Raw genomic sequence first — 22,077 nt, forward strand, 5'->3', positions numbered from 1 at the left:
CATTATATAAAAATATAAATCTTATTAACTACATAAGTAAATATTCTAATCTTCATTGTTTGAATACAAACGACTTCAGTAAAAACTCTTTTACTAAATTCTATAAAAATACATAATAAACTCAATCAGTTAGTCTAGTCGTAACATGGGAAATAAAAACAACTTAGTTATCATCTTGCAACGATTATCTGCCTTTTTAGTTAAGATTATCTACTCTCATTGTATACATTGAATTTTTAAGTAATAATCTTAACGTAGGCAGAATTTCTCTCATCTTGCATCCAATTTTCCATTTCTTGGTAAAACTTACGATTAAATAATAAGCGATAAGCTTGTTCTTTTTGCATTTCATAGTTTTTGTCTGTTATACGCATATTGAGAATATGCATTAGATGCCATCCAAATACAGAATGAACAGGCTGACTAATCTGGCCGATTTTAAGATTCTTTAGGATATCACGATACTCTGCATCAAACTTTTCTACTGAGACCCAACCTAAATCATTGGTATTACATAATGTGCCAAACTCTTGCGAAAACTTTTCTGCGATCTTATTAAAAGATCTTTGACTATTCACATTCATTGCAGCATGCAATAACTTTTCTTTTGCTTCAGCATTAGACATCATTACTGATGGTTTAAGTAAAATATGATCAGCATATAGCTCAGTTACCAATGACTCAGACTCATTATCATCACCACGTATATCATTAACTTTTAAAATATAACAACCTGTGCTAGAATTAATCGGACCAATAATATCGCCTTTATGGGAAAATGCTAAAGATTGAGAAAATAGAGACGGTAGTTCTTGCATTTTTTTCCAACCCATATCCATTTTTTTAATAGACTGCAAGGTATTAAATTTTAAGGTATGTATTTTATGCAAATCTAAACCATTATTAATATTTTGAATTAATTGTTGAATAATTTTTTTTTGGTTAATTAGTTGTTCTTGTGTTGGATATGTTGGCAATGGAAGAAAGATACTAGTAAGATTAAAATTAACCTTAGAACGTTTTTGCAAAGATATCTGCGTAGCTAGTGAGTCCACCTCCTGAGGCGGTATACTTAAACGATGTCGCACTTCACTATTACTAAATGCTCCTATTATCATATCTTGACGCACTTGCTCACGATAAGTAACATAATTTAATCCCTGCTCTGCCACATAACTATGTAACTGAGTTATATTTAGTTTATTATTTTTGGCAATATTTAAAATCGCCTCTTCCAGTTGCTCCTCACTGACGTAAATACCAGACTCTTCTGCTTTTTGTAGTAACAACGCATCCATTATTAATTTTTCTAAAACCTGAGAATATAAAATATTTACATGAGGTAAATTTTTACCAGATTTTTGTGCCTGTATTTTTATAGATCGTATTACACCAATCACATCACTATCTAGTATTATGCTGTGATCAACAATAGCCGCAATTCTATCTAAAACTTTTGGCGCTGAAAAAACAATTTCAGGAACTAATAGTACGCCAAGAATTAATAGTTTCCACTTCATCATACTTTATCCATTCTCACATCTCCTACTTTTAAGTTAGTGATATTTTTATAAATCATAATATTATATGATTTTTTGATACGGTAAAATACCTTGAGATAACATTTGGCTAGAATCTAACTCATGATCGGAATTCATACCACGCAATTCAATATGAAATGAAATTTTATTGTCATACTGACTTTGATTCTGCTCCAAACCGTTAATTTTACGCTCATAACCTAAACGCAGTGCATAACAACAGGAGGTATACTGCATACCCACTAATTGATCAGCTATCGATCCAGTTTTTAGATCATAATAAAAAGCACCAATCAAGGACCATGTGTTCATAATGGGCCAGCTAGCAATAACACCTACTTGTGATATACCTTTATCATATCTATCCTGATTACTATAATGCGCCAGAATATTTTTCATATACTTTGCATTAGTATACCGATAACTACACTGTAAAACATGCCTAGAATCATGACACCATTCTAAAATCGTATTTCCTTGAGAGATATTATCTACATGTACGTCATACTGAACGCCTCCGCGCATTGCTAAATTATCAGTAATTTTCCAATAACTATCACTTGCTAATACTACAGAACCTCGAGCCTGATTCCGAAGAAAATCTTGATGACCATGTACTGCATTAAATGAATAAATCTGCCCTACAGAAAAATTAAAACGCTCCAACAGATTAGGATTTATAATATGCATTATAAAACCAGTAGCTATTTGATTTGCAGAAGTTATACGATCTAGACCACTATGCGTGCTCTCTCGAAATAAACCATCATAATCTCTACGTAAAAGCGTAGAATCATAAGCTTGAATAGAACTCTGATCACAATATGGAATATAGAGATATTGTGCTCTGGGCTCTATCATTTGCCTATAACCTGTAAACCAATTCATATTACGCTCAAATCTCATGCTGCCATCAATTTTTAATTGTGGTAAAATTCTGTTCACTGAATTTTGTAATTTAACTGCATGCTGTTTTTTAAAATTATAATATTGAACATTATATTGTTCATAATGTGTAGCAAACAATTTTGCTGAAACATGTATGGCATTCCACTCGTTTACACGAGACCACTTAATATCTGGCTCTAGATGAAAACGCATCGCACTCGGCATATGTGAATTCACATTAACAAACCTTGATATTTGAGCGTATAAGTGTCCATACAGCGGATAAAAATGGCGATAATAGTAATTCAAATCAAATTGTGGTTCCGCACTATAAGTATTCTGTTGATCCTTGACTGATAAACTTTGAAATTTTTTTATTGATACCATTGTATTCCAATTATGTTCAGTATACCCAAAACTAAGCTTTTGAGTCATATAATCATCACTGGTCATACCATAAATTGAATCTAAATCTGAAAAATAATAAGGATCGCTCACTTTTGTATAGTCAGCTTTAAATCGCCAATTCTCTAAATATACACTACTGTTCTGCCAGTGAAATAACCACCTATTAAAAGATCTACCAGACGTGATATGTTCTTTCTGATAAACAAGATCATGATTTAAATAATCAAATTCGATAGTACCACTTCCACCTATTAAGTAACGGAATTCGTTTTTCCACTGCACCCCTCTTCGACTAATGTAATGCGCTATTAACGTAGCATCCGCCCCTGGCGCAATCTTCCAATAATAAGGAAGAGAATATTGAAAACCGCCATTTTTATTATAATATGCGCGAGGAGTTAAAAAACCAGAACGACTTTTATTACCTACTGGTATTTGAAAATAAGGACTATAAAAAATTGGTATAGATCCTAACTTAAAACGTGCACCCCAAACTTCAGCTAACTGCTCATCGTGATCATAAATAATCTTTGATCCCGCAATATGCCAACTATCTTGCCCTATTGGGCAAGAAGTAAAAGTTCCATTTTTTAGAATTGTGTAACGATGAGAATTTCTTAGCTGTATTTGATCGGCTATACCCCTTCCTTGGCGTCCAATCATCTGGTAATTACCTGCCCAAATATTAGTATCTTTTGTATTTAGATTTGACCAAGCTCTCGAGCCTTTCAGCATTATCTTATTATCATAATAACATACCTTTCCTAATGCAAGGACAGTATGTATTGGACTTTCTGTACCTTTAGATACAGAGCGATTAACTTGAACCTTCTCGGATTTAATATGTCTTCTTCCTTGCTGAATATCAACATGGCCACTAAATATTACTTCATCTGGATAAGTGCCCTGCGCTGTATCCGAGTGAATCACTACAGGTAACTGGTCTATCCTTTTTTTCTGAATGAACAGATGATCATCTTGATAATCCTTAATAATTGGCTCTGTTATTAAATTATTCGCTAACGTTTTCTTACTAGCAAATACTAATGCAAGTAATGCAATCAACAATACAAATAGCCTGATATTCATGCGCCGTGTTAAAATTCCCCAGGAACTAGCATTCTTTCTCACATATAAATAATATTTTAATATTGTATTTGTATAACTAATATATCTACGATATGCGCTATATCGTAATAAGATCAAATCAAAAAATAACCTATATTTTTCAAAAAGTACAACTGGTTCGAAAAAATAATGCTTTTCAATTATAGATTACATTCTTATATATCACTGTTTAAAGATTGATTTTAATAATTAAAGTATTTCAAAAGATTTATTCAATCTAACACCCCGCCTAGAATATACTCTCAAACCAATATCTATCTCACGATAGATGCATGTTATAAGTCTATCAGATAGAACAAAAAAATATGATCTATATTAATATCATTAGATGAATAGTTATAAAAAACTATATGTACTTGTATCAAAATATCATTTTATAATAAAACTTATATTATCTAAACAATGATAACATCTTCTATATAAAAATACGCATACGTTAATAAAGAACAAGACATTTTTACAGTTAGTGATATATGTTGGTCTATTATACTTTTCATCCCTGCTAACAAAATAAAACTATAGTTTTATATTGTTCTAAAATTTCTAGATGTTTCTATGACATCTGTGTGTACTTATAAAAGAAAATTATTATTATAACTATTTTTAGCTATTTTATAACTATTTTAAATCAAGTAACAAAAGTAGTGCATTCTTTTAGGTAAAAATATTCTTTATTAATGCAAGAGAACATATGTATACTATTCTTTTTAAGAAATCGAAATAAATAATCAAACATACACATACTACTAGCAATTCCATATAATCAAAATATACATATAAATAATATATTTTATATACATGATTTATAAAACACCATTCTTATCATTAAGAATATTTGTCTATTTTAGAAAAAATACAATTAAATTTTGATAGTAAAATCTCTCCACCTAATAATATGATTACCTAGCCCACAATTAGCGCACGATGGTAGATAATGACATGATATGATGCTATAGCATATTCTCAACTAACAAGAATCACATTACATGCAAGATTCCAAAAATAGTTATACAATATATAATAATAAAGGACTCAGCCTACACCTCTATACGTTACTAAACGTTACTAATGTAAGTAATAGTTATTAATGTAAGTAATAGTTACTAATGTAAGTAATAAAATTAATTTTTAGAGAGGGTTGAACCTATCGGTGAGAACAATGCTCTATAGCCCCATGATCGTATTATAACAAATACAGAATACATTCTACTAATGCAGTTCACCAGAAAAATCTTGTGCAGTTTAACTAACTGCAAAAAATATCATGCTAATATTAATGGATAATAGATGGAGAGAAAACTTTATAAATGTAGATATACCTAAGTAAACTTTAAAAATCTAAAGCAATTTAAGATTCCTATAATAGACAGGAGATTATTAATAATGAGAACTCTAACAATTTTCAAGCAATATGCTTATTTAAAAAATTATTAGAAACCTGTTTGAGAGAATGTATTAAAACATAGACAAATCCCACATATATTATATTTTGTAGAATATATCACACCATGTTAATACATATTGATTCTCTTTCACATTGAAAAGTAAAAGTTAATATTTTAAAAGATATCAGAAATATGATGACCTAATGAGGAGTTTATGTACTATTGGGGAAAGGTGTTAGGAATAGCTTGGGGTATGCTGTCCGGTTTAGGGTTCTGGGGTATCCTAATAGGTCTCCTTATGGGATATATGTTTGATAGAGCTCGCTCATCTACTTATCAACACGATATGTCTGATAAAAAAATACGTCAATCTCTATTCTTTTGTACTACTTTTCAAGTTTTAGGGCATTTAACTAAATCAAAAGGACGAGTCACAAACGCAGACATTAAAATAGTATCCCAATTGATGGATCGAATGAGATTACATGGGGTAAGTCGTGAAGAAGCCCAGCATGCCTTTCGTGAGGGAAAAAATATAAACTACCCTATGCGAGATAAACTACGTGAACTGCGTATCGCCTGTATTCATCGTTTTGATCTACTACGGATGTTTCTTGAAATTCAAATGCAAGCAGCTTTTTCTGACGGAATTTTACACCCTAACGAACGCAAGATACTATATATTATTGCTGAAGAATTAGGAATATCACATGCACAATTCGATCAATTTTTACAGATGATGGAAAGTGGACAACAATTTGGAGGAACCTATCAAAATGAAAAATCCTCAAAAAATACAAATAATTACACTCCAGAAACCACGGGCCCTACACTAGAGGATGCTTGTACTATGATTGGAGTTTCAAGTAATGACGATGCCACCACAATTAAGAGAGCCTACCGCAAAAGAATGAGTGAGCATCATCCAGACAAGTTGGTGGCAAAAGGTTTGCCTCCAGAGATGATGCAAATGGCAAAACAAAAAACACAGGCGCTACAAGCAGCTTATAATCTAATTAAACGTAAAAAAGGTTTTAAATAATATCTTGCTTAACTAAAAATAAAAAAAATTTTAAGTACCAAGTGAAAAGTATGTATATCGTTGATAATCATTTTTAATTCACTACATAAAATATGTCACCTCTGTGACAAGTACATATCTATATTAGTCTAAATTTTATAATACATAAAACATATCAGTGAATCTAAGCATACCTTTAGCTATTAAATACATTATTATTTGCACATGTATATAATACATATTATGATTGTAATCTATTTTATATTTCTCTATTAAGAATTGTTCTTTCATGTTTGTACTATTATATATAAAAAAAATTACAAACGCTTTTATACTACTCTCTTTATAAACCTCATCTATAATATACAATATAAATTGTATATTATTTGCATGGATAACAACTACTATATATAGTATATTATGTAAAAATTTTGCCTTTTACGAGCTCACTAACTTTTACGAGCTCACTAAAATTATTTAAGATACTATCTATTACTATTTAACCACTATACAAAATCTAAATGAATATACTCCGAATGTATAATGATCTATTTTTATAACTTATACTCAGACCCTATCTTGTAAAATATTAGATTTTGAAAATATTACATAAGCATCTTTAAAAGATTACTATCAAATAGTATCATGATATCAATCATTCTAAACTGATTACTCTTGTTAAATATAAAGAATATTAAACGGGGTTATCAATATCAATAAATATAACCTCAAGATTATATTTCCTTGCCAACCAGTCACCTAGCGCCTGAATCCCACCACGTTCAGTAGCGTGGTGCCCTGCAGCAAAAAAATGCAAGCCTTGCTCTCGCGCACTATGTACTGTATTTTCTGATATCTCACCAGTAATAAACGCATCAACCCCAAAATCAGCGGCCTTATCAATAAATTTCTGCCCACCTCCACTGCACAAAGCTATGCATTCAATCAATAGTGGTGCGTTATTTGCATAACAGTGCAAAGGTTCTCTTCCAAGTGCCATAGATATACACTTTTTAAATCTATCTGCACTTATTGGATTTTTAAGAGTTCCCCATAGAATTAAAGGATTTATTATATTCCCTTTTATTTCAATATCTAACAATTCTGCTAATTTTGTATTGTTTCCAAATTTTGGATGAACATCCAGCGGCATATGCCAAGCAAAGAGATTGATATCATGTACTAGAAGTGTTCTTAATCGTTGTCGTTTCATACCTTTTATGACAGAAGGTTCATTGTTCCAAAAATAACCATGATGCACCACAATCGCATCTACATCTAATCGAACGGCCTCATTTAATAAATCATAACAGGCAGTAACGCCAGTAATCACTTTTTTAATTTGCTTACGCCCCTCTACCTGCAGACCGTTGATCACATTATCACTAAAGGTCTCAGTATGTAAGAGCTGATTAACCCCTTTTTCTAACTCAAAATTAGATATCATAACAATTTATCCCGTTATTTTATATCCTGCCTATGATTAATCTATATATTTTATACTCAATTTCTAAAAAAATTATTACATCTAATCAGTCGCACAAAATTCTGTTTTCATAAGATACTCTATAAATAAGTTACAGATTATTACCATAATAATAAAGGTATCTATATATTATTGCATAACATTACACACAAAAACACACCATACGAGCACACTCCATAAAACTTGAACTATATAATTTATATACAACATACTAAAACCAAGAAAGATCATATTAAATACTTAACAGAGCACAACTATCCTTAATATATCTCTCTAATCATTATAGCTATAGCACGCGTTTCATATTACTTGTAATAAATAGGCATGTCTAAATGCTATTATCATTTATTAAGCGAGCTAACAATAAATACATAAACATACTCCTGATATAATTGATAATTATCTGTTGGTTAAGCTGTCCATGCAGCAATATAATAGAGGGACATATTATGTTATGTGTAATATCTACACCCCAGTAAGAGTCGCTTAATAGTTCTCTGAAAATAAGATTTATATATAACACCAAACCACTAAAGAAAACCCTTACGCATCAAAGCAAATAAAAACATAAACCTTTTTAGCTTTACAGTTTTATAGCTTTATAGCTTTATTTTTATGTATTTCTAAAATACTCTCAATTCATGAATTCTTTATGCATAAAATTCTTTAATCGCATCAAAATTACTACTCAAGAATTCTTGAATATTGTAAAAACAGACTATATTTAATTTTTGATTAACAATACTTACTATAATGCAACTATAGTAATAGTATTCACTAATCTAGTTGTTATAAGTCGGCTAATTAAAACCACTCGTTTATAATACATGCACTGATGATGTGTTAGTAGTACCACTAGGAACCAGTGCACCAGACACCATTATTAATGTATCACCTTTTTTAGCGTATCCACTAGCCGCAGCCGCTTCCTTGCCTAATCTATAAAAATCATCTGTAGATGTAAATTTATCAACCAATAATGTTTCAACACCCTTACTCAATTGTAACTGCCTTGCTGTTTTTTCATTAGTTGTAAGCGCTAAAATGGTCGCACATGGACAATATTTACGTAAAGACTTAGCAGATTTTCCACCCTCGGTAGCTACAATGATTAATGGAGATGCAAGTTTTTCGGCAATTTCAACTGCACTACGACAAACTGCTTCAGTGATATGCATTGTGCAACTATCGTTCTGAAAATCTGTAACGCTTCGCATGACACGATCAGTTCTCTGACAAATATTTGCCATGATATCGACAGATTCTATTGGATAATTTCCTTTTGCACTTTCACCAGATAACATAACCGCATCCGTACCATCCAAGATAGCATTAGCGACATCTCCAGCTTCTGCACGAGTTGGTCTTGGGTTTTTCATCATCGAGTCAAGCATCTGAGTGGCAGTAATAATCACCTTACGCTCGTAATTACACTTTTTAATCATCATCTTTTGCGCAAAAATTACCTCTTCAACCGGGATTTCTACACCGAGATCACCACGGGCAACCATAATGCCATCAGACACATTAAGAATTTTTTCAAAATTATATAAACCTTCTTGATTTTCAATTTTAGAAATAATTTGAATGTGCTCACCACCGTGAGAATTTAGGTGTTCTCGAATATTCATAACATCAGAACACCGACGAATAAAAGAAGCAGCAATAAAGTCGACATCCTGATTACATCCAAAAATAAGATCTAATTTATCTTGCTCTGCTAGCGCTGGTAAATTAATTGAAACACCAGGCAAATTAATGCCTTTATAAGAGCCAAGTTTTCCATTGTTTAGCACTTGGCATGTGACTGTGTTCCTTGTTACTGAAATTACTCGCATACCAATTAAACCATCATCTACTAAAATAGTATTACCAATATTTAAGTCTGCAGAAAAACCTGGATAAGTTACTGCCACTCCATCAGAAGTCCCGATAACATTTGGATCAGTAGTAAAATGAAACACCTGCCCAGCTACTAAAGAAACATCCTTGCCATCTTTTAATCTCATAGTGCGAATTTCTGGGCCTTTAGTATCAAGAAGAATAGCTGCCTGATATCTACTTATATTCATAACATTACGTAACCTAGCAATACGTTGAGCATGCTCCAGATAATTACCATGAGAAAAGTTTAAACGCATAACGTTCATTCCAGCTTTTAGAAGTTTAAAAAGCATCTCTTCTGATTCAGTTTTTGGACCGATCGTGCAAACAATTTTTGTCTTTTTCATAATGATTTTTATCATATCCTAAATAAATTAATAGATATATTAAAGAGATTGATTACGAACACCATTAATTACGAACACCTTTATAAGCTTAATACTAATATATAGTAGTGTACAAAATTACATATACAATATACGATATATTTATAATATAATGAAAATACTGCACAAATGATTCTCTCCACTTATCTGATTTAGCTTATTAACTAGATATATAAATTCCGCGCTGATTAAATTATAGATCTCGGTTCTTAAATAAAATACTTTTTTAAAAAATAGAATGCGTACATACAGCTCTACTTGTGAAGCTGTAAGCAAACTGTAACATTTAAGTAAAATTTAGTGTTTTATCGGGAGTTATTTTGGCATAATCTAGCGCTGCTATGGTTTAGTAAGTTACAAAATATAGATACAGTATACTTCTATAACATATATTATAAAAATACCTACAGCTTAAAATGTATTTTACAATGATCTATACTAATCTAGTATTTTTTTTAAAAGTATATTGATATTCATGCATCAATATTATGTATTATGGTATAATTATTTATAGATCATAGAAAGGAATACTAAAAACTTATAAAAGACGAACATTTTCCTAAAAATAAAAAATTTACAGTTTTAAAAGTCTAAAAATTACAACCTCATGTATTATTCATGCCAAGGGCAGTGCTTATTTATCTAAAAATAGTATTATTTTGATAATTTATTAAAAATTATTATAGAAATATTTTGTATTTAATATACTCTCTATTTTTAACAGCATGCCAAAAATATCAGTTTCTGTTCCTCATTAATAATGATACATAGAGTATTATTCATGCATTCCCTTTGTCCCTTTGTAAGACTATAACATGGCAAAAAAACGTAATATCTTTTTGGTTGGCCCCACTGGTTCAGGAAAAAGTACTATTGGACGACATTTATCGCAATTGCTACAAATGGAATTTTTTGATTCAGATTATGAAATTGAACGCTGCAGTGGGGTAAGTATAGATTGGATTTTAGACATCGAGGGAGAAACTGGATTTCGTGCTCGCGAAGAAAAAATTATCGCTGAGCTCACAAAGAAACAAGGTATTGTGTTAGCAGCTGGAAAAAGCTGTATACAATCACAAAACATATGCACTTATCTCTCTACTCGTGGTATGGTAATATACCTCGAAATAACCACTTTAAGGCAACAAGAACATACTTATCGTAACAAAAAATATCACATTCCTCTTACTAAAAATCATTCTAAAATGGCCACACAAACATCATCTGATGAACGAAATCTACTATATAAAAAAATTTCTGATGTTACAATACATACTAACAAGCAAAGCCTCAGATTGATTTTAAAGCAAATTTTACAGATCGTAGAAACAAATATATCAACCTAATTACTTGACGAATTTGTTAACTATATGTGAAATATATTTCACAGAAAAAGATAATAAATGCTCCTGTTCAGGTTATACACAAAAAATCTTCATGAATAGTTAAAACTTCATATGTTTAGATAAACACATAAATTTAAATTAAAAATTAACATCTTAAGCTCATGGGTAATACAGAAAAAATAAATAGTAAAAGCCAAACATCGTAAAATATGCTGGATATCCTCACTGTTAATTTCTAAAAATATAAGCTAGACATCATCCTTTTTTATAATCATTATAAATATGCAATAACATATTGCATTAATTATTCAGCCTAAAACAATTAAACTAACGTTAATATTTTACAAAAAATTCAAATTCATATCAAGATCTCTATTATAAAACTCCAACTAATATAATATGAACTTAGGCGCAGATATTATTCTTATCATAATGTTATAATTTCATAATTTCATATTATAATAATCACAAACGAAATATGGAATCCATATCAACCCTGAATAAAAGAATAATATTTGTATAAATAGAACAAAAATCTACAGGTCATAAAATTTTACATTTTAATGTTAAAAATAAAACTATCATAATAAAATGAAGTATATATTTACACACCATGTTTTTATATATTCAAAACTTATAGTGTAGTATATACACTATTTTTTACTTCCACTCAAAAGTAATTTTTATAAAAAATAACAAAACCACCCCCCTTGTTTATTAATTAATAACTAATCATAACTGTAATGTATTATTATGAGATAAAAATCATAAATACACGTATCAACTAGTAAAAAGCAATTCCTAATAATTATTAATATTAATGTTGATAATCACTATAGGATCTTCATATAATGTAATATTATAGTAACCATTAAGGTAATACTCAAAGGACTGTGGCAGTAAAATAAAGGAGACTTTTAGGTGAAAAAATGTTTAATTGCTCCATCAATTCTCTCTGCAGACTGTGCTCGACTTGGAGAAGACATCTCAAAAGCACTAGATGCCGGAGGTGATTTAGTCCATTTTGATGTTATGGACAATCATTATGTCCCTAACCTTACCATGGGACCAATGGTTGTTAAAGCACTTCGTAATTATGGAATAACTGCGCCCATTGATGTTCACTTAATGGTGGAGCCAGTTGACTGTATCATCCCTTATGTTGCAGAAGCAGGTGCCAGTTACATTACTTTTCATCCGGAAGCATCTAAACATATTGATCGTACATTGCAACTAATTAAAGAAAACGGTTGTTATGCCGGCTTAGCATTAAATCCTGCTACACCCCTTAGTATTCTGGATTATGTTATGCATAAACTAGATACAATTGTTGTCATGTCTGTTAACCCGGGATTTAGTGGTCAATTATTTATTCCGAATACTCTACATAAAATACATCAAGTTCGACAGCTTATTAATAATAGTGGTTATGATATCTGCTTAGCAGTAGATGGAGGGATAACAATGAGTAATTTTTCTAAAATTGTCGCCGAAGGTGCTGATATGTTTGTAGTAGGTTCTGCTGTTTTTAATCAAATCGATTATAAAAAAGCTATTGATGGTATGCGGTACATAATAGGTCATTCCATGCCTTCATCATATTACTAAAATCATGTGCTTACTATCAGTTCTCGAAAGATTTTACACTCATCAAGAATACTGATAAAAACCTCAGTCTTTTTATATCTTTTTTACATTTTTATAGTATTTTACTATATCTTTATTATAAAAATACACAATTTAGTTCTATACTATCATTAATCTATACTACTTAAACAATGTAAACTTCTTGAAATATTCTATATAAAATAACATAAGATCACTAGAGCTATCTAATGATCTTATGGAGATCAACAATCTCCATAGAGATTTAGTTAATGACTAAATAAATTTAATAAGCTGTGTTGATTTACATGAATAAATATTTAGCTGTTAATAAATTTTAATAAGTTAAAGTTAAAAACATCAGTACTTATAGTTTAACTCACACTAGGAAGAAGAATTCTTTTATGTAAAGATTTATGATAGGAAAGTTATTATTTCCTTTAATCTCCGCGACCTACATGTTCGTTCGTTTTATTTTAGAATTGTTAAACTGTAATTTTAACAACCTCTTTTTACCTTTTAACCTTCTAATAGGATTAATGATCTTATATAATTTTATACAATTTTTTATAAAAGATAATAAATTTACTAAAAATTATTTCGTTTAAAAAATAAACTTACATGTAATGTATTTATGCTAGCTAATTGTGATTTCTATAATTAGTGCGATACTGTATAATACAACATTATAATGTTGTATTATACAGACATATTTATGATTTATTTGATAGTATACGATTATTTTATATAAAGATGACTTATCTATATTAGTCTATTTTTATGCTTTTCTATAAATAAATTTCTGTTCTATTCCATGTTCATTCTTGCATTGTATGCCACAATTCTCTGAATTACTATTTCTAATAAATTCATATTGTGTATTTAATATCAATTTATCTAATTATTACTTAATATTTTATTACATAAGACTAATTCTTACAATAATATGCACTCCTTGATCATGATTATGATATCATACACATTGGATCAGGGTAACAATAAGTAAATCCCAAATCTCGACAAATTTTACTACCATCAATTATCTTCTCAAGTTCTCTTCTGTCATTACAATAAAAACTTGGTGGCGATAAACCCAACGTTTTAGCAGCCTGAGAGTAAAACCTATTACGCGCCGGATGTTGTGGAGCGCTCAAGTTATAAACCCCCCCTCCAGAAGAATTGCTTAATAATAAAATTATAGCTGCAACAACATCATCAAGATGAACTAAGTTAACACCATGATATCCATTTTTTAATACAGCTTTACCAACTAAAAAAGTACCTGGATGACGCTTTGGACCTACTAGTCCAGCTAATCTTAAAATATCCACCGACACCATTTTTAAACAGGATAACCAGTTTTCTACCTCTAATAAAATGCGTGCAGTAAAACTATGAGGTTTAACTGTTGTATTCTCATTGATACTAAAGACGCTCCCCTCATATACGGAAATTGAACTGGTAAAAATTATTTGAGTAATGGAAAAATTTAACGCAACGTTTACTAAATTTTGTATAGCTAAAAAATAGTCACTACTCTGTGTGTTACTGGTAATTTTTCGAGTGAAAGGCAATGTAATAACCATGGCATCTACATTTAGTAAATTTTTTAAATCCTGTTTATTACAAATGAGTTTGGGTGTAAGTTTTAAAAAATAACTATCAATTCCAGACATTCTAACCGCTTCTACTCCTTCCTGAGTAGTCTTGCTGCCACTAACCTGCCAACTTCTTGCTATCAAAGACATGCCTAATGGAAAACCTAACCATCCTAGCCCAATAATTACCACACGTTTCATCTTTTAGCCCCATGTAACTAATGTACTGATTAGTAATAAAAGATCTAGGATAAATATAAATTGCGTCCACATAGAGTCTTTAGCATACAAACCATAAACTTTTTATCTTACCTACCAAAAAGTAATGAACATTTTTATTCATTATGTTTTTATTTATATATTCTTTTTTATTAGAGAATCCTCAGATAATTAGAGAATATTTAGATTATGCTAAACCTGTATAATATGTGATCTATACTTATTAAAGGAGTCTGTAATCTTTCTTTAAAAATAACTTCTTAAATAAAAATTTAACAACTCGATCAAATAAATAAGCTAGCTAATGACAAGTATTATCTCTAATAATAAAAAACATAAAAAAATCGTTTAATATATTTCATTTCATGTCGCCCTCTTCTGGCTTTAAGTACTAGCTTAAAAAGCTATTGTGATGATCTTCAGTTATCCTAGTACTTAAAAAATATTCATTGATCTAAAAAATATTTTTTAATACAATATTTCAATACAATATTATAAAGAGCTATATAAAGAGTTATGTTATGGTAAATTTTATTTTTAAAAGAGTTACTGATCGTTTTACAATAATTTTCTCTGTTATGTTTAATTAATTATGAGAATAAAAATAAACTAGATTAAATAACATTTTATATGTAAGATATAAAAAACCTTATAAAATCTCAACACCTTAAATTAAAATTTGATTTTTGCTAGAAAATATCCAAACATTTACACATCTAAACATTTAAACATATATAAAAATCTAAACATGATATGGTTATTAGGTATTAAATTGTATGAAATAACATTTCATAGAACAAAATTAATTCTTTGTTGATAACATTATAATTATTAAATTAATAATAAAGAAATTCTTATCAGAATCTTAGATGAATTTTTAGTATTAAATAAAAATCTGATATTACATAACGTTAAATATTTTATAATTACGAAAATGTAAATACAATTAAAACCTTTATCATTAGGTAAAGCTAATGACAGGTTTTACATAACTGCCGCAAATTTTATAACTTTTAATTGCAATCTATTTGATGCTGATATACAAGATACTAACGATCTATGTTTTGTACTTTTAGGCTTGATACGTCACAAAGAATACTCCTAATTTTTCTCTAATATGTAAAATGGCAAAACTCTAATGCTACATTTATTTTATGGTCTTGATTATTATACTACATGTTTTTTAACACTAGCGCTATTTTTTGTATTATTTTATGAAACCATTAATGGTTTTCACGATACAGCTAACGCCATAGCCACCGTTATCTATACTCGCGCATTACGATCAAAATTAGCCGTGGTGATGTCTGGAGTGTTTAATTTTATAGGGGTGTTACTAGGTGGTTTAAGTGTGGCTTACGCGATTGTCCATCTACTACCAGCTGATCTACTACGAAATGTTAGATCTACAGATGGACTAATCATGCTTAGCTCTATGTTGATTGCCTCCATTATCTGGAATCTAGGTACTTGGTATTATGGATTACCAGCTTCTAGTTCACATACACTAATTGGAGGTATTATTGGCATTAGTGTTACTAACGCCTATCTAACAGGGCATTCACTCTTAGAAGCATTAAATATTCCAAAAATGCTCAATATTTTAACATCATTGATCATTTCACCAATTTTAGGTTTTGTATTTGCTGGTAGTCTAATTATTATTCTACGTAAATATTGGGGTGGTAATAAAAAAAGAAAACGTATCCACATGACACCCAATGAAAGAGAAAAATTTGATGGCAAAAAAAAACCACCATTTTGGACTAGAATTGCCTTAATTCTCTCAGCAATAGGTGTAAGCTATTCACATGGCGCCAATGATGGTCAAAAAGGTATTGGTCTTATTATGTTAGTTTTAATTTGTGTTGCTCCTTCTGGTTTTGCAGTTAACATAAATGCTAACGATTATGACATCTTTCGCACTCGTGATGCCGTGATTCATCTCCAGCAGTATTATAAAAAGCTTACTCCTAATTTTTCACAACAGATAACAGAAGTATCACCTATTATATCAAGTATCCAAGTCAAAAATAATTATATAAATTCAGTCAAAAATTCTACTTTATCAGATACATTACTATTATGTGAAGAAGCACGACAGTTATTAGATAACTTGGTGAGCTATGACACACTTCGTGTGGAAGAAAAAATACAGTTGAGAAGCTTATTGATATGTATTACTGATACTATAGATAGGATCTCTCACTTACCAACTGCAACAGATTCAGATGTGCTATTTTTAAAAAAATTAAAATCAGATTTGCTCAATACTGTAGAATATGCCCCATTATGGATTATAATAGCAATTGCTTGCGCGCTATCCTTAGGCACTATGGCAGGCTGGCGCCGTATAGCAAAAACTATTGGTGAAAAAGTTGGAACACAGGAGATGACATATGCTCAAGGCATGTCCGCACAGATTACAGCAGCAGTATCTATTGGGGTAGCCAGTTATACCGGAATACCAGTATCAACCACACATATCCTTTCTTCATCTGTAGCAGGTGCCATGCTAGCAAGTGGCAATGGTATTCAAGGTCGTACGGTTAAAAATATTTTAATAGCTTGGATGCTCACACTTCCTGTTGCAATTATATTATCTAGCATCATATATGTAACAGCAACAAAATTGATCTGAAAATTCAATATACTCATTAATTAACCTCACCTATGGCTTTTATTAAAAAATTTATGAGTATATAATACTATATATAATCCAAGAATAGATAAATAGAAGATAATAAGCTAGATATTTTAAATATAAAAATTTTTAACATTCGTCATTCTATACTATACGGTACGTAATCAGATTCTCTCCATCAATCAGAAAGCACTGGTAACATTACTACCCAATCTCAATATTCAACCAAGAATAGTAATTAATTTTTACTTAGCAAAATGTATTCAATAAAAGTATTACATATATAAAACTATTAAAGTAATTCATTACAAAACAAAATACCTTAAATATTATTCATTAGCCAATAATAAATTTTATTATTTTGGTCACTATTGCTTAAATCAAAAACTATAGGGCCCTGTTTTATATTTCATTAAATTATCTCATTGGTACTATTATTAATAACAGTACTTGAGATATTATCGGATGGCTTACCTCTAAAAAGATTTTGTTTCTTTACAAAACTCTAAAGAATTTTAAATTTTTTAAATTCTGTCGTAATTTTAGTAATCATAATATAAAAATTCAAATATTTTTTATAAAATACCTCAATCTTAATGAGACTATATACTACAATATAAGTGGATATGATTTATCAGGATCTCATGATAAATTTGGACTGGCTACAAAAAAAAGACTATTCTATCATATTATTATCGTATAATAATGTTTGATACAGGGGTTACGTCAACATAAATATCATGTACATAAAAACAATAATAACATTTATTTCTATTTTTTAGATTGCTTTTCAGTCGATGGAGAATCATAACTCAGTGCAGAGATATATTATTCCCAGAACATAACTGATGATATCCGTCATAATTTTCATAACCATACTTAACACAAAAAAATAAAAAATTACATCATAATTATATTCAAGTTATAAAAGACACCTCATAATTTAAAACTAAAAATATTGCAATAGTGAATTATAGATAGATTACAAAAGAAGTGAATTAATCCTTATTATTCTTTAATTAAGCACTACTATTCTTTAATATAAATATTATGATGTAAGTGATATCTCCCATTATAGATGAAAGTAACTGTATTGCGTATACAATATTAATCGTTAACACTTAATAATCTTAGATATCTTGGTGAGATCCACTAGATATTTTATTTTAAAATAAATACAAAATAACAAATTAATTCTCTATTCAATTCTAAATTATCGTTAAGTTAACAATAAGATTATTATAAAATTCTAATATCACTAATATTATAAATATTTTTATAGTATTCTAGATAGATTGTATTCATAAACACTAACAACATTAACACAAGAAAACCTAAAATAAACCGCCGGATGGTGGATTTTTATATTAATTAATGAATCTAGAGAAATGATATCATCATTGCGCTATATATTTAGGGAAAACGTTAATCTATAAATAAAATATAAAACAATCTATGATATTTTTCATTTAGCTACAAACATTACGTAACGTGATTAGCTTTAGGTTTTTGTCTTCTTAAAGAAGAATTTTTGTCTTCTTTAAGAAGTATATTACTCATATACTTACTACCACATATAAAGAATTTATATATAATTCTATATATCTTAGAATCTATATTGATGCTTATTCAATATAAATCATATTAGCTAATCTGCTTATGACATATATAAACAAACAACATTGCTGGCTATTTTTAAAAATCACTTAATATGACAATTACATATATCAAATATTAGAGTACTGCAATGAATTTATCTTTTCCATCTAAGTCTATAGGGATCCATGATAAGATAATGTTAGGAAACATATTATGATCAAAGTAATAGCAACCGTAGCATCATATCAGAATAATATTCTGACGCTGCATGTCCAAAAGAATATAGTTTGTAAAAACTGCTCTCTTTCTTTAAACTTATTAGAATCCATCTTGCATTCCAATAATACAGAGAACATGCATAAGATTATAGTTTGTGATAAACAAAAATTTCTTAACGACCAGCAAGTCGAGCTATCTATAAGTAAAAATACAGTTCTTATAACAGCGTTTTTTATATACATGACACCATTACTTGGTTTATTTACTGCAGGTGGAATATTTCAGAGATTTTTCTGTAATGACAAAGTGACAATGTTGGCTGCATTATTAGGCGGTACAATAGGTATTTTTTTCATTAAAACAATTTCAAAAATACTCATGCGATTAGAATTATTTCAACTCAAGATTCTAAAATAAAACATTAATTTCCGTAGTGCAATCATCCTTATATTCAACGCTATAATACTGTCATTATTAATTTTTATTACTAAGTATCTCTACTATTTGAGAACAAATAAATATTTTTATTTTTATTTTTTAGTGAAATAAAATTCACTAATTATGTTATACACAATTATAAAACTTGCATTAAAAATGTATATATGAATTAAGAGATACTAATAAAATTAGTCATAAATTTTAAGCATATAAACACAATATGTAATGTAGTGATACTATATAGTAAGCACATCATCTTATCACGTGCTCAGTTAAAGCTCAGTCTAAGCTAGAAAGATCATCTTAAGTACTTGAATACAGGATCTGTTAGAAAAAATAATTACCAGAGCGTACCAGTAAAATAAAAAACTTAATGCTTTGTAAGCAATCATGATCCTATATACTTATATATATTAAGATCTTAATTTATAATAGCTTAATACTATCTTATTTTAAAATAAAATCGTATTAATATTAAACAATGATAAAATATTTACGCTACAGTCAGTAAAAATTTATCTTTAGAAGTAATTATGATTAAAGGATGCATGTGCTACTTTATCTCTATGCTATAAAATGTAATAATCAATCGTTTCAGAATGAATAGTTTGTTGTTATCGATCAAACAGTAAAAATATAAGGTATTATTAATTTCTAGCTAAAAGTTCTGTATATTTTACATGTGTTATATATATCAAAATACTTAAAAATTTTTGAATAAATGAGGTATACCTTTCATTTACACTAAAATCTGTTATTACAGTTAAGTAAATTATAAATTTAACCATATTCAAAAATTAAATAATATATGCGGCATCGGTAATTTGTCTAAAGCATAAGAAAAAAGATCACCTTTCTATCACTGAAATAATAAAATCATATGAACTCTAAATAAAATTTAGTGATACTATTGAGATTACTTCATTTAAAAAATCTAAATATAATAAGAATATCTCTTTATAACCCTAAATTAAAGATTCATACTCAATTAAAACATAACATTATTACAAATAATAACGTATATTCAAAAAAATATTCCTATCATAGGAAATTAAATTACATGTAAAACATGATAATAAAATTATTACTGATTTTTCTGTTGAAAAATAAAAAAACTTGACAGTATTTTTCTAAAAAAAAAATTACTAACCCTATCATAATGTAATGATATTTAGCATTCATTAGTACTACAGTGTATATCAAAACTAAGCATAATTAATCTATACCAAGAATAGTATTTTTTGTATAAATTACGTGATATCATTAGTTGCAATCATTAGTTAAGAAATTTTTATCTGCATAAAACTAAATTTTGATTAATAATAATTTCCTTGTAATATTATTATTAATATATTTATATTGCTATATTCATATTAATTAATATTGTTATACGTATTTTAATATTTTAACTATCCGAGCCGAAAGCTCATAAATACCACTTTATCTACAAAACTACTTAAACAAAAAGCTTACGGAGTTTCAATGTTAAAAGAAGTATGTCATCTAGCCCGTAAAGCCGGCGATGCTATTATGCAAGTATACAATGGAGAATCCCCCTTTAATATTAGACAAAAAGAAAACCATTCTCCAGTAACAACTGCGGATATTAAGGCACACCACATTATCACCGCAGGACTTCAAGAGATGACCCCTACAATACCAATCTTATCAGAAGAAGAAGTAATATGTTGGGAAATTAGAAAAAACTGGAAAAAATATTGGTTAGTTGATCCATTGGACGGTACAAAAGAATTTATTAAACGTAATGGTGAATTTACAGTCAATATTGCCCTAATAAATAAAGGAGAGCCAATCCTTGGTGTGGTATATGCGCCAGTATTTGCGATACTTTATTCTGCAATAGCAGGTATAGCTTGGAAAGAAAACAAAAAGAACCGAATACGAATTCAAGTAAAATCCCTAAAACCCCCAGTGGTAGTAGTTAGTCGATCACATTCAAAAGATGGTGAAATGTCTCATTACCTTGACACTCTAGGTTGCCATCATATAGTAAAAATTGGCTCTTCATTAAAATTTTGTATGGTTGCTGAAGGAAAAGCTCAATTTTATTTACGATTAGAGCCTACAAATATTTGGGATACAGGCGCAGGACATGCAATAGCCTTGGCTGCCGGCGCTACAATCAATGATTGGCAAGGTAAAGCTATTAACTATCTACCAAAAACCTCATGCCTGAACCCGGCCTTTCTTGTTTCTTCTTCTAAGTAAAACTTACATTCCATTTCTTAGAATTAACTATGAGAGTGTTTTTGGAGGATAAA

General features: G+C 29.4%; 11 protein-coding genes. 6 read left to right on the top strand and 5 right to left on the bottom strand.

The features are described 5' to 3' along the window. Positions 1–236: 236 nt before the first annotated feature. Complete coding sequence (gene surA / locus ERCISPPS3390_RS03005; protein WP_197095327.1) at positions 237–1,520, bottom strand: peptidylprolyl isomerase SurA; 1,284 nt, start codon at positions 1,518–1,520, stop codon at positions 237–239. A 63-nt stretch (positions 1,521–1,583) separates the two neighbouring features. Further along, positions 1,584–3,926: an LPS assembly protein LptD gene (lptD, locus tag ERCISPPS3390_RS03010; RefSeq protein WP_197095328.1), complete on the bottom strand. Its 2,343-nt coding sequence runs from the start codon at positions 3,924–3,926 to the stop codon at positions 1,584–1,586. Positions 3,927–5,564: 1,638 nt separating this feature from the next. On the opposite strand from lptD, the gene djlA reads away from it, so the two are divergent. Then, positions 5,565–6,392 carry a co-chaperone DjlA gene (gene djlA / locus ERCISPPS3390_RS03015; protein ID WP_197095329.1) on the top strand — a complete coding sequence of 276 codons (828 nt, stop codon included), beginning with the start codon at positions 5,565–5,567 and terminating at the stop codon, positions 6,390–6,392. Positions 6,393–7,065: 673 nt separating this feature from the next. Here djlA and ERCISPPS3390_RS03020 read toward each other — a convergent pair. Next, positions 7,066–7,815, bottom strand: a complete 750-nt coding sequence (locus ERCISPPS3390_RS03020) for a Nif3-like dinuclear metal center hexameric protein (protein WP_197095420.1) — start codon at positions 7,813–7,815, stop codon at positions 7,066–7,068. 860 nt (positions 7,816–8,675) lie between these two features. Continuing rightward, on the bottom strand, positions 8,676–10,088 hold the full coding sequence (gene pykF / locus ERCISPPS3390_RS03025) for a pyruvate kinase PykF (protein ID WP_197095330.1): 1,413 nt from the start codon (positions 10,086–10,088) through the stop codon (positions 8,676–8,678). 854 nt (positions 10,089–10,942) lie between these two features. Between pykF and aroK the strand changes: the two genes are divergently transcribed. Further along, the gene (aroK, locus tag ERCISPPS3390_RS03030) at positions 10,943–11,473 is read left to right on the top strand and encodes a shikimate kinase AroK (protein ID WP_197095331.1); all 531 of its coding nucleotides are present in this window, start codon (positions 10,943–10,945) and stop codon (positions 11,471–11,473) included. Between the two features lie 921 nt (positions 11,474–12,394). Continuing rightward, on the top strand, positions 12,395–13,081 hold the full coding sequence (rpe, locus tag ERCISPPS3390_RS03035; RefSeq protein ID WP_197095332.1) for a ribulose-phosphate 3-epimerase: 687 nt from the start codon (positions 12,395–12,397) through the stop codon (positions 13,079–13,081). Positions 13,082–14,043: 962 nt separating this feature from the next. Here the strand turns inward: rpe and ERCISPPS3390_RS03040 are convergent. Continuing rightward, the gene (locus tag ERCISPPS3390_RS03040; protein WP_197095333.1) at positions 14,044–14,877 is read right to left on the bottom strand and encodes a Rossmann-fold NAD(P)-binding domain-containing protein; all 834 of its coding nucleotides are present in this window, start codon (positions 14,875–14,877) and stop codon (positions 14,044–14,046) included. Positions 14,878–16,033: 1,156 nt separating this feature from the next. Between ERCISPPS3390_RS03040 and pitA the strand changes: the two genes are divergently transcribed. The 3 genes from pitA to cysQ all read left to right on the top strand — a co-directional run bounded on the left by pitA (position 16,034) and on the right by cysQ (position 22,024). Beyond that, positions 16,034–17,536 (top strand): inorganic phosphate transporter PitA, encoded by a 1,503-nt coding sequence (gene pitA / locus ERCISPPS3390_RS03045; RefSeq protein ID WP_197095334.1) that lies wholly within the window; start codon positions 16,034–16,036, stop codon positions 17,534–17,536. Between the two features lie 1,815 nt (positions 17,537–19,351). Then, entirely contained in the window at positions 19,352–19,774 is a 423-nt protein-coding gene (locus tag ERCISPPS3390_RS03050; RefSeq protein ID WP_197095335.1) for a SoxR reducing system RseC family protein, read from the top strand. A gap of 1,503 nt (positions 19,775–21,277) precedes the next feature. After that, positions 21,278–22,024 (top strand): 3'(2'),5'-bisphosphate nucleotidase CysQ, encoded by a 747-nt coding sequence (gene cysQ / locus ERCISPPS3390_RS03055; RefSeq protein WP_197095336.1) that lies wholly within the window; start codon positions 21,278–21,280, stop codon positions 22,022–22,024. The last annotated feature ends 53 nt before the right edge of the window (positions 22,025–22,077 follow it).

It is taken from the genome of Candidatus Erwinia haradaeae, from assembly GCF_900698885.1.
Lineage (GTDB): Bacteria > Pseudomonadota > Gammaproteobacteria > Enterobacterales > Enterobacteriaceae > Erwinia_E > Erwinia_E haradaeae_H.

Excerpts from the sequence above, each read along its gene's own strand:
- cysQ (WP_197095336.1), top strand. The coding sequence starts at position 21,278 with ATGTTAAAAGAAGTATGTCATCTAGCCCGTAAAGCCGGCGATGCTATT.
- aroK (WP_197095331.1), top strand. The coding sequence starts at position 10,943 with ATGGCAAAAAAACGTAATATCTTTTTGGTTGGCCCCACTGGTTCAGGA.
- lptD (WP_197095328.1), bottom strand. The coding sequence starts at position 3,926 with ATGAATATCAGGCTATTTGTATTGTTGATTGCATTACTTGCATTAGTA.
- pykF (WP_197095330.1), bottom strand. The coding sequence starts at position 10,088 with ATGAAAAAGACAAAAATTGTTTGCACGATCGGTCCAAAAACTGAATCA.
- pitA (WP_197095334.1), top strand. The coding sequence starts at position 16,034 with ATGCTACATTTATTTTATGGTCTTGATTATTATACTACATGTTTTTTA.
- surA (WP_197095327.1), bottom strand. The coding sequence starts at position 1,520 with ATGAAGTGGAAACTATTAATTCTTGGCGTACTATTAGTTCCTGAAATT.
- ERCISPPS3390_RS03050 (WP_197095335.1), top strand. The coding sequence starts at position 19,352 with ATGATCAAAGTAATAGCAACCGTAGCATCATATCAGAATAATATTCTG.
- ERCISPPS3390_RS03040 (WP_197095333.1), bottom strand. The coding sequence starts at position 14,877 with ATGAAACGTGTGGTAATTATTGGGCTAGGATGGTTAGGTTTTCCATTA.
- djlA (WP_197095329.1), top strand. The coding sequence starts at position 5,565 with ATGTACTATTGGGGAAAGGTGTTAGGAATAGCTTGGGGTATGCTGTCC.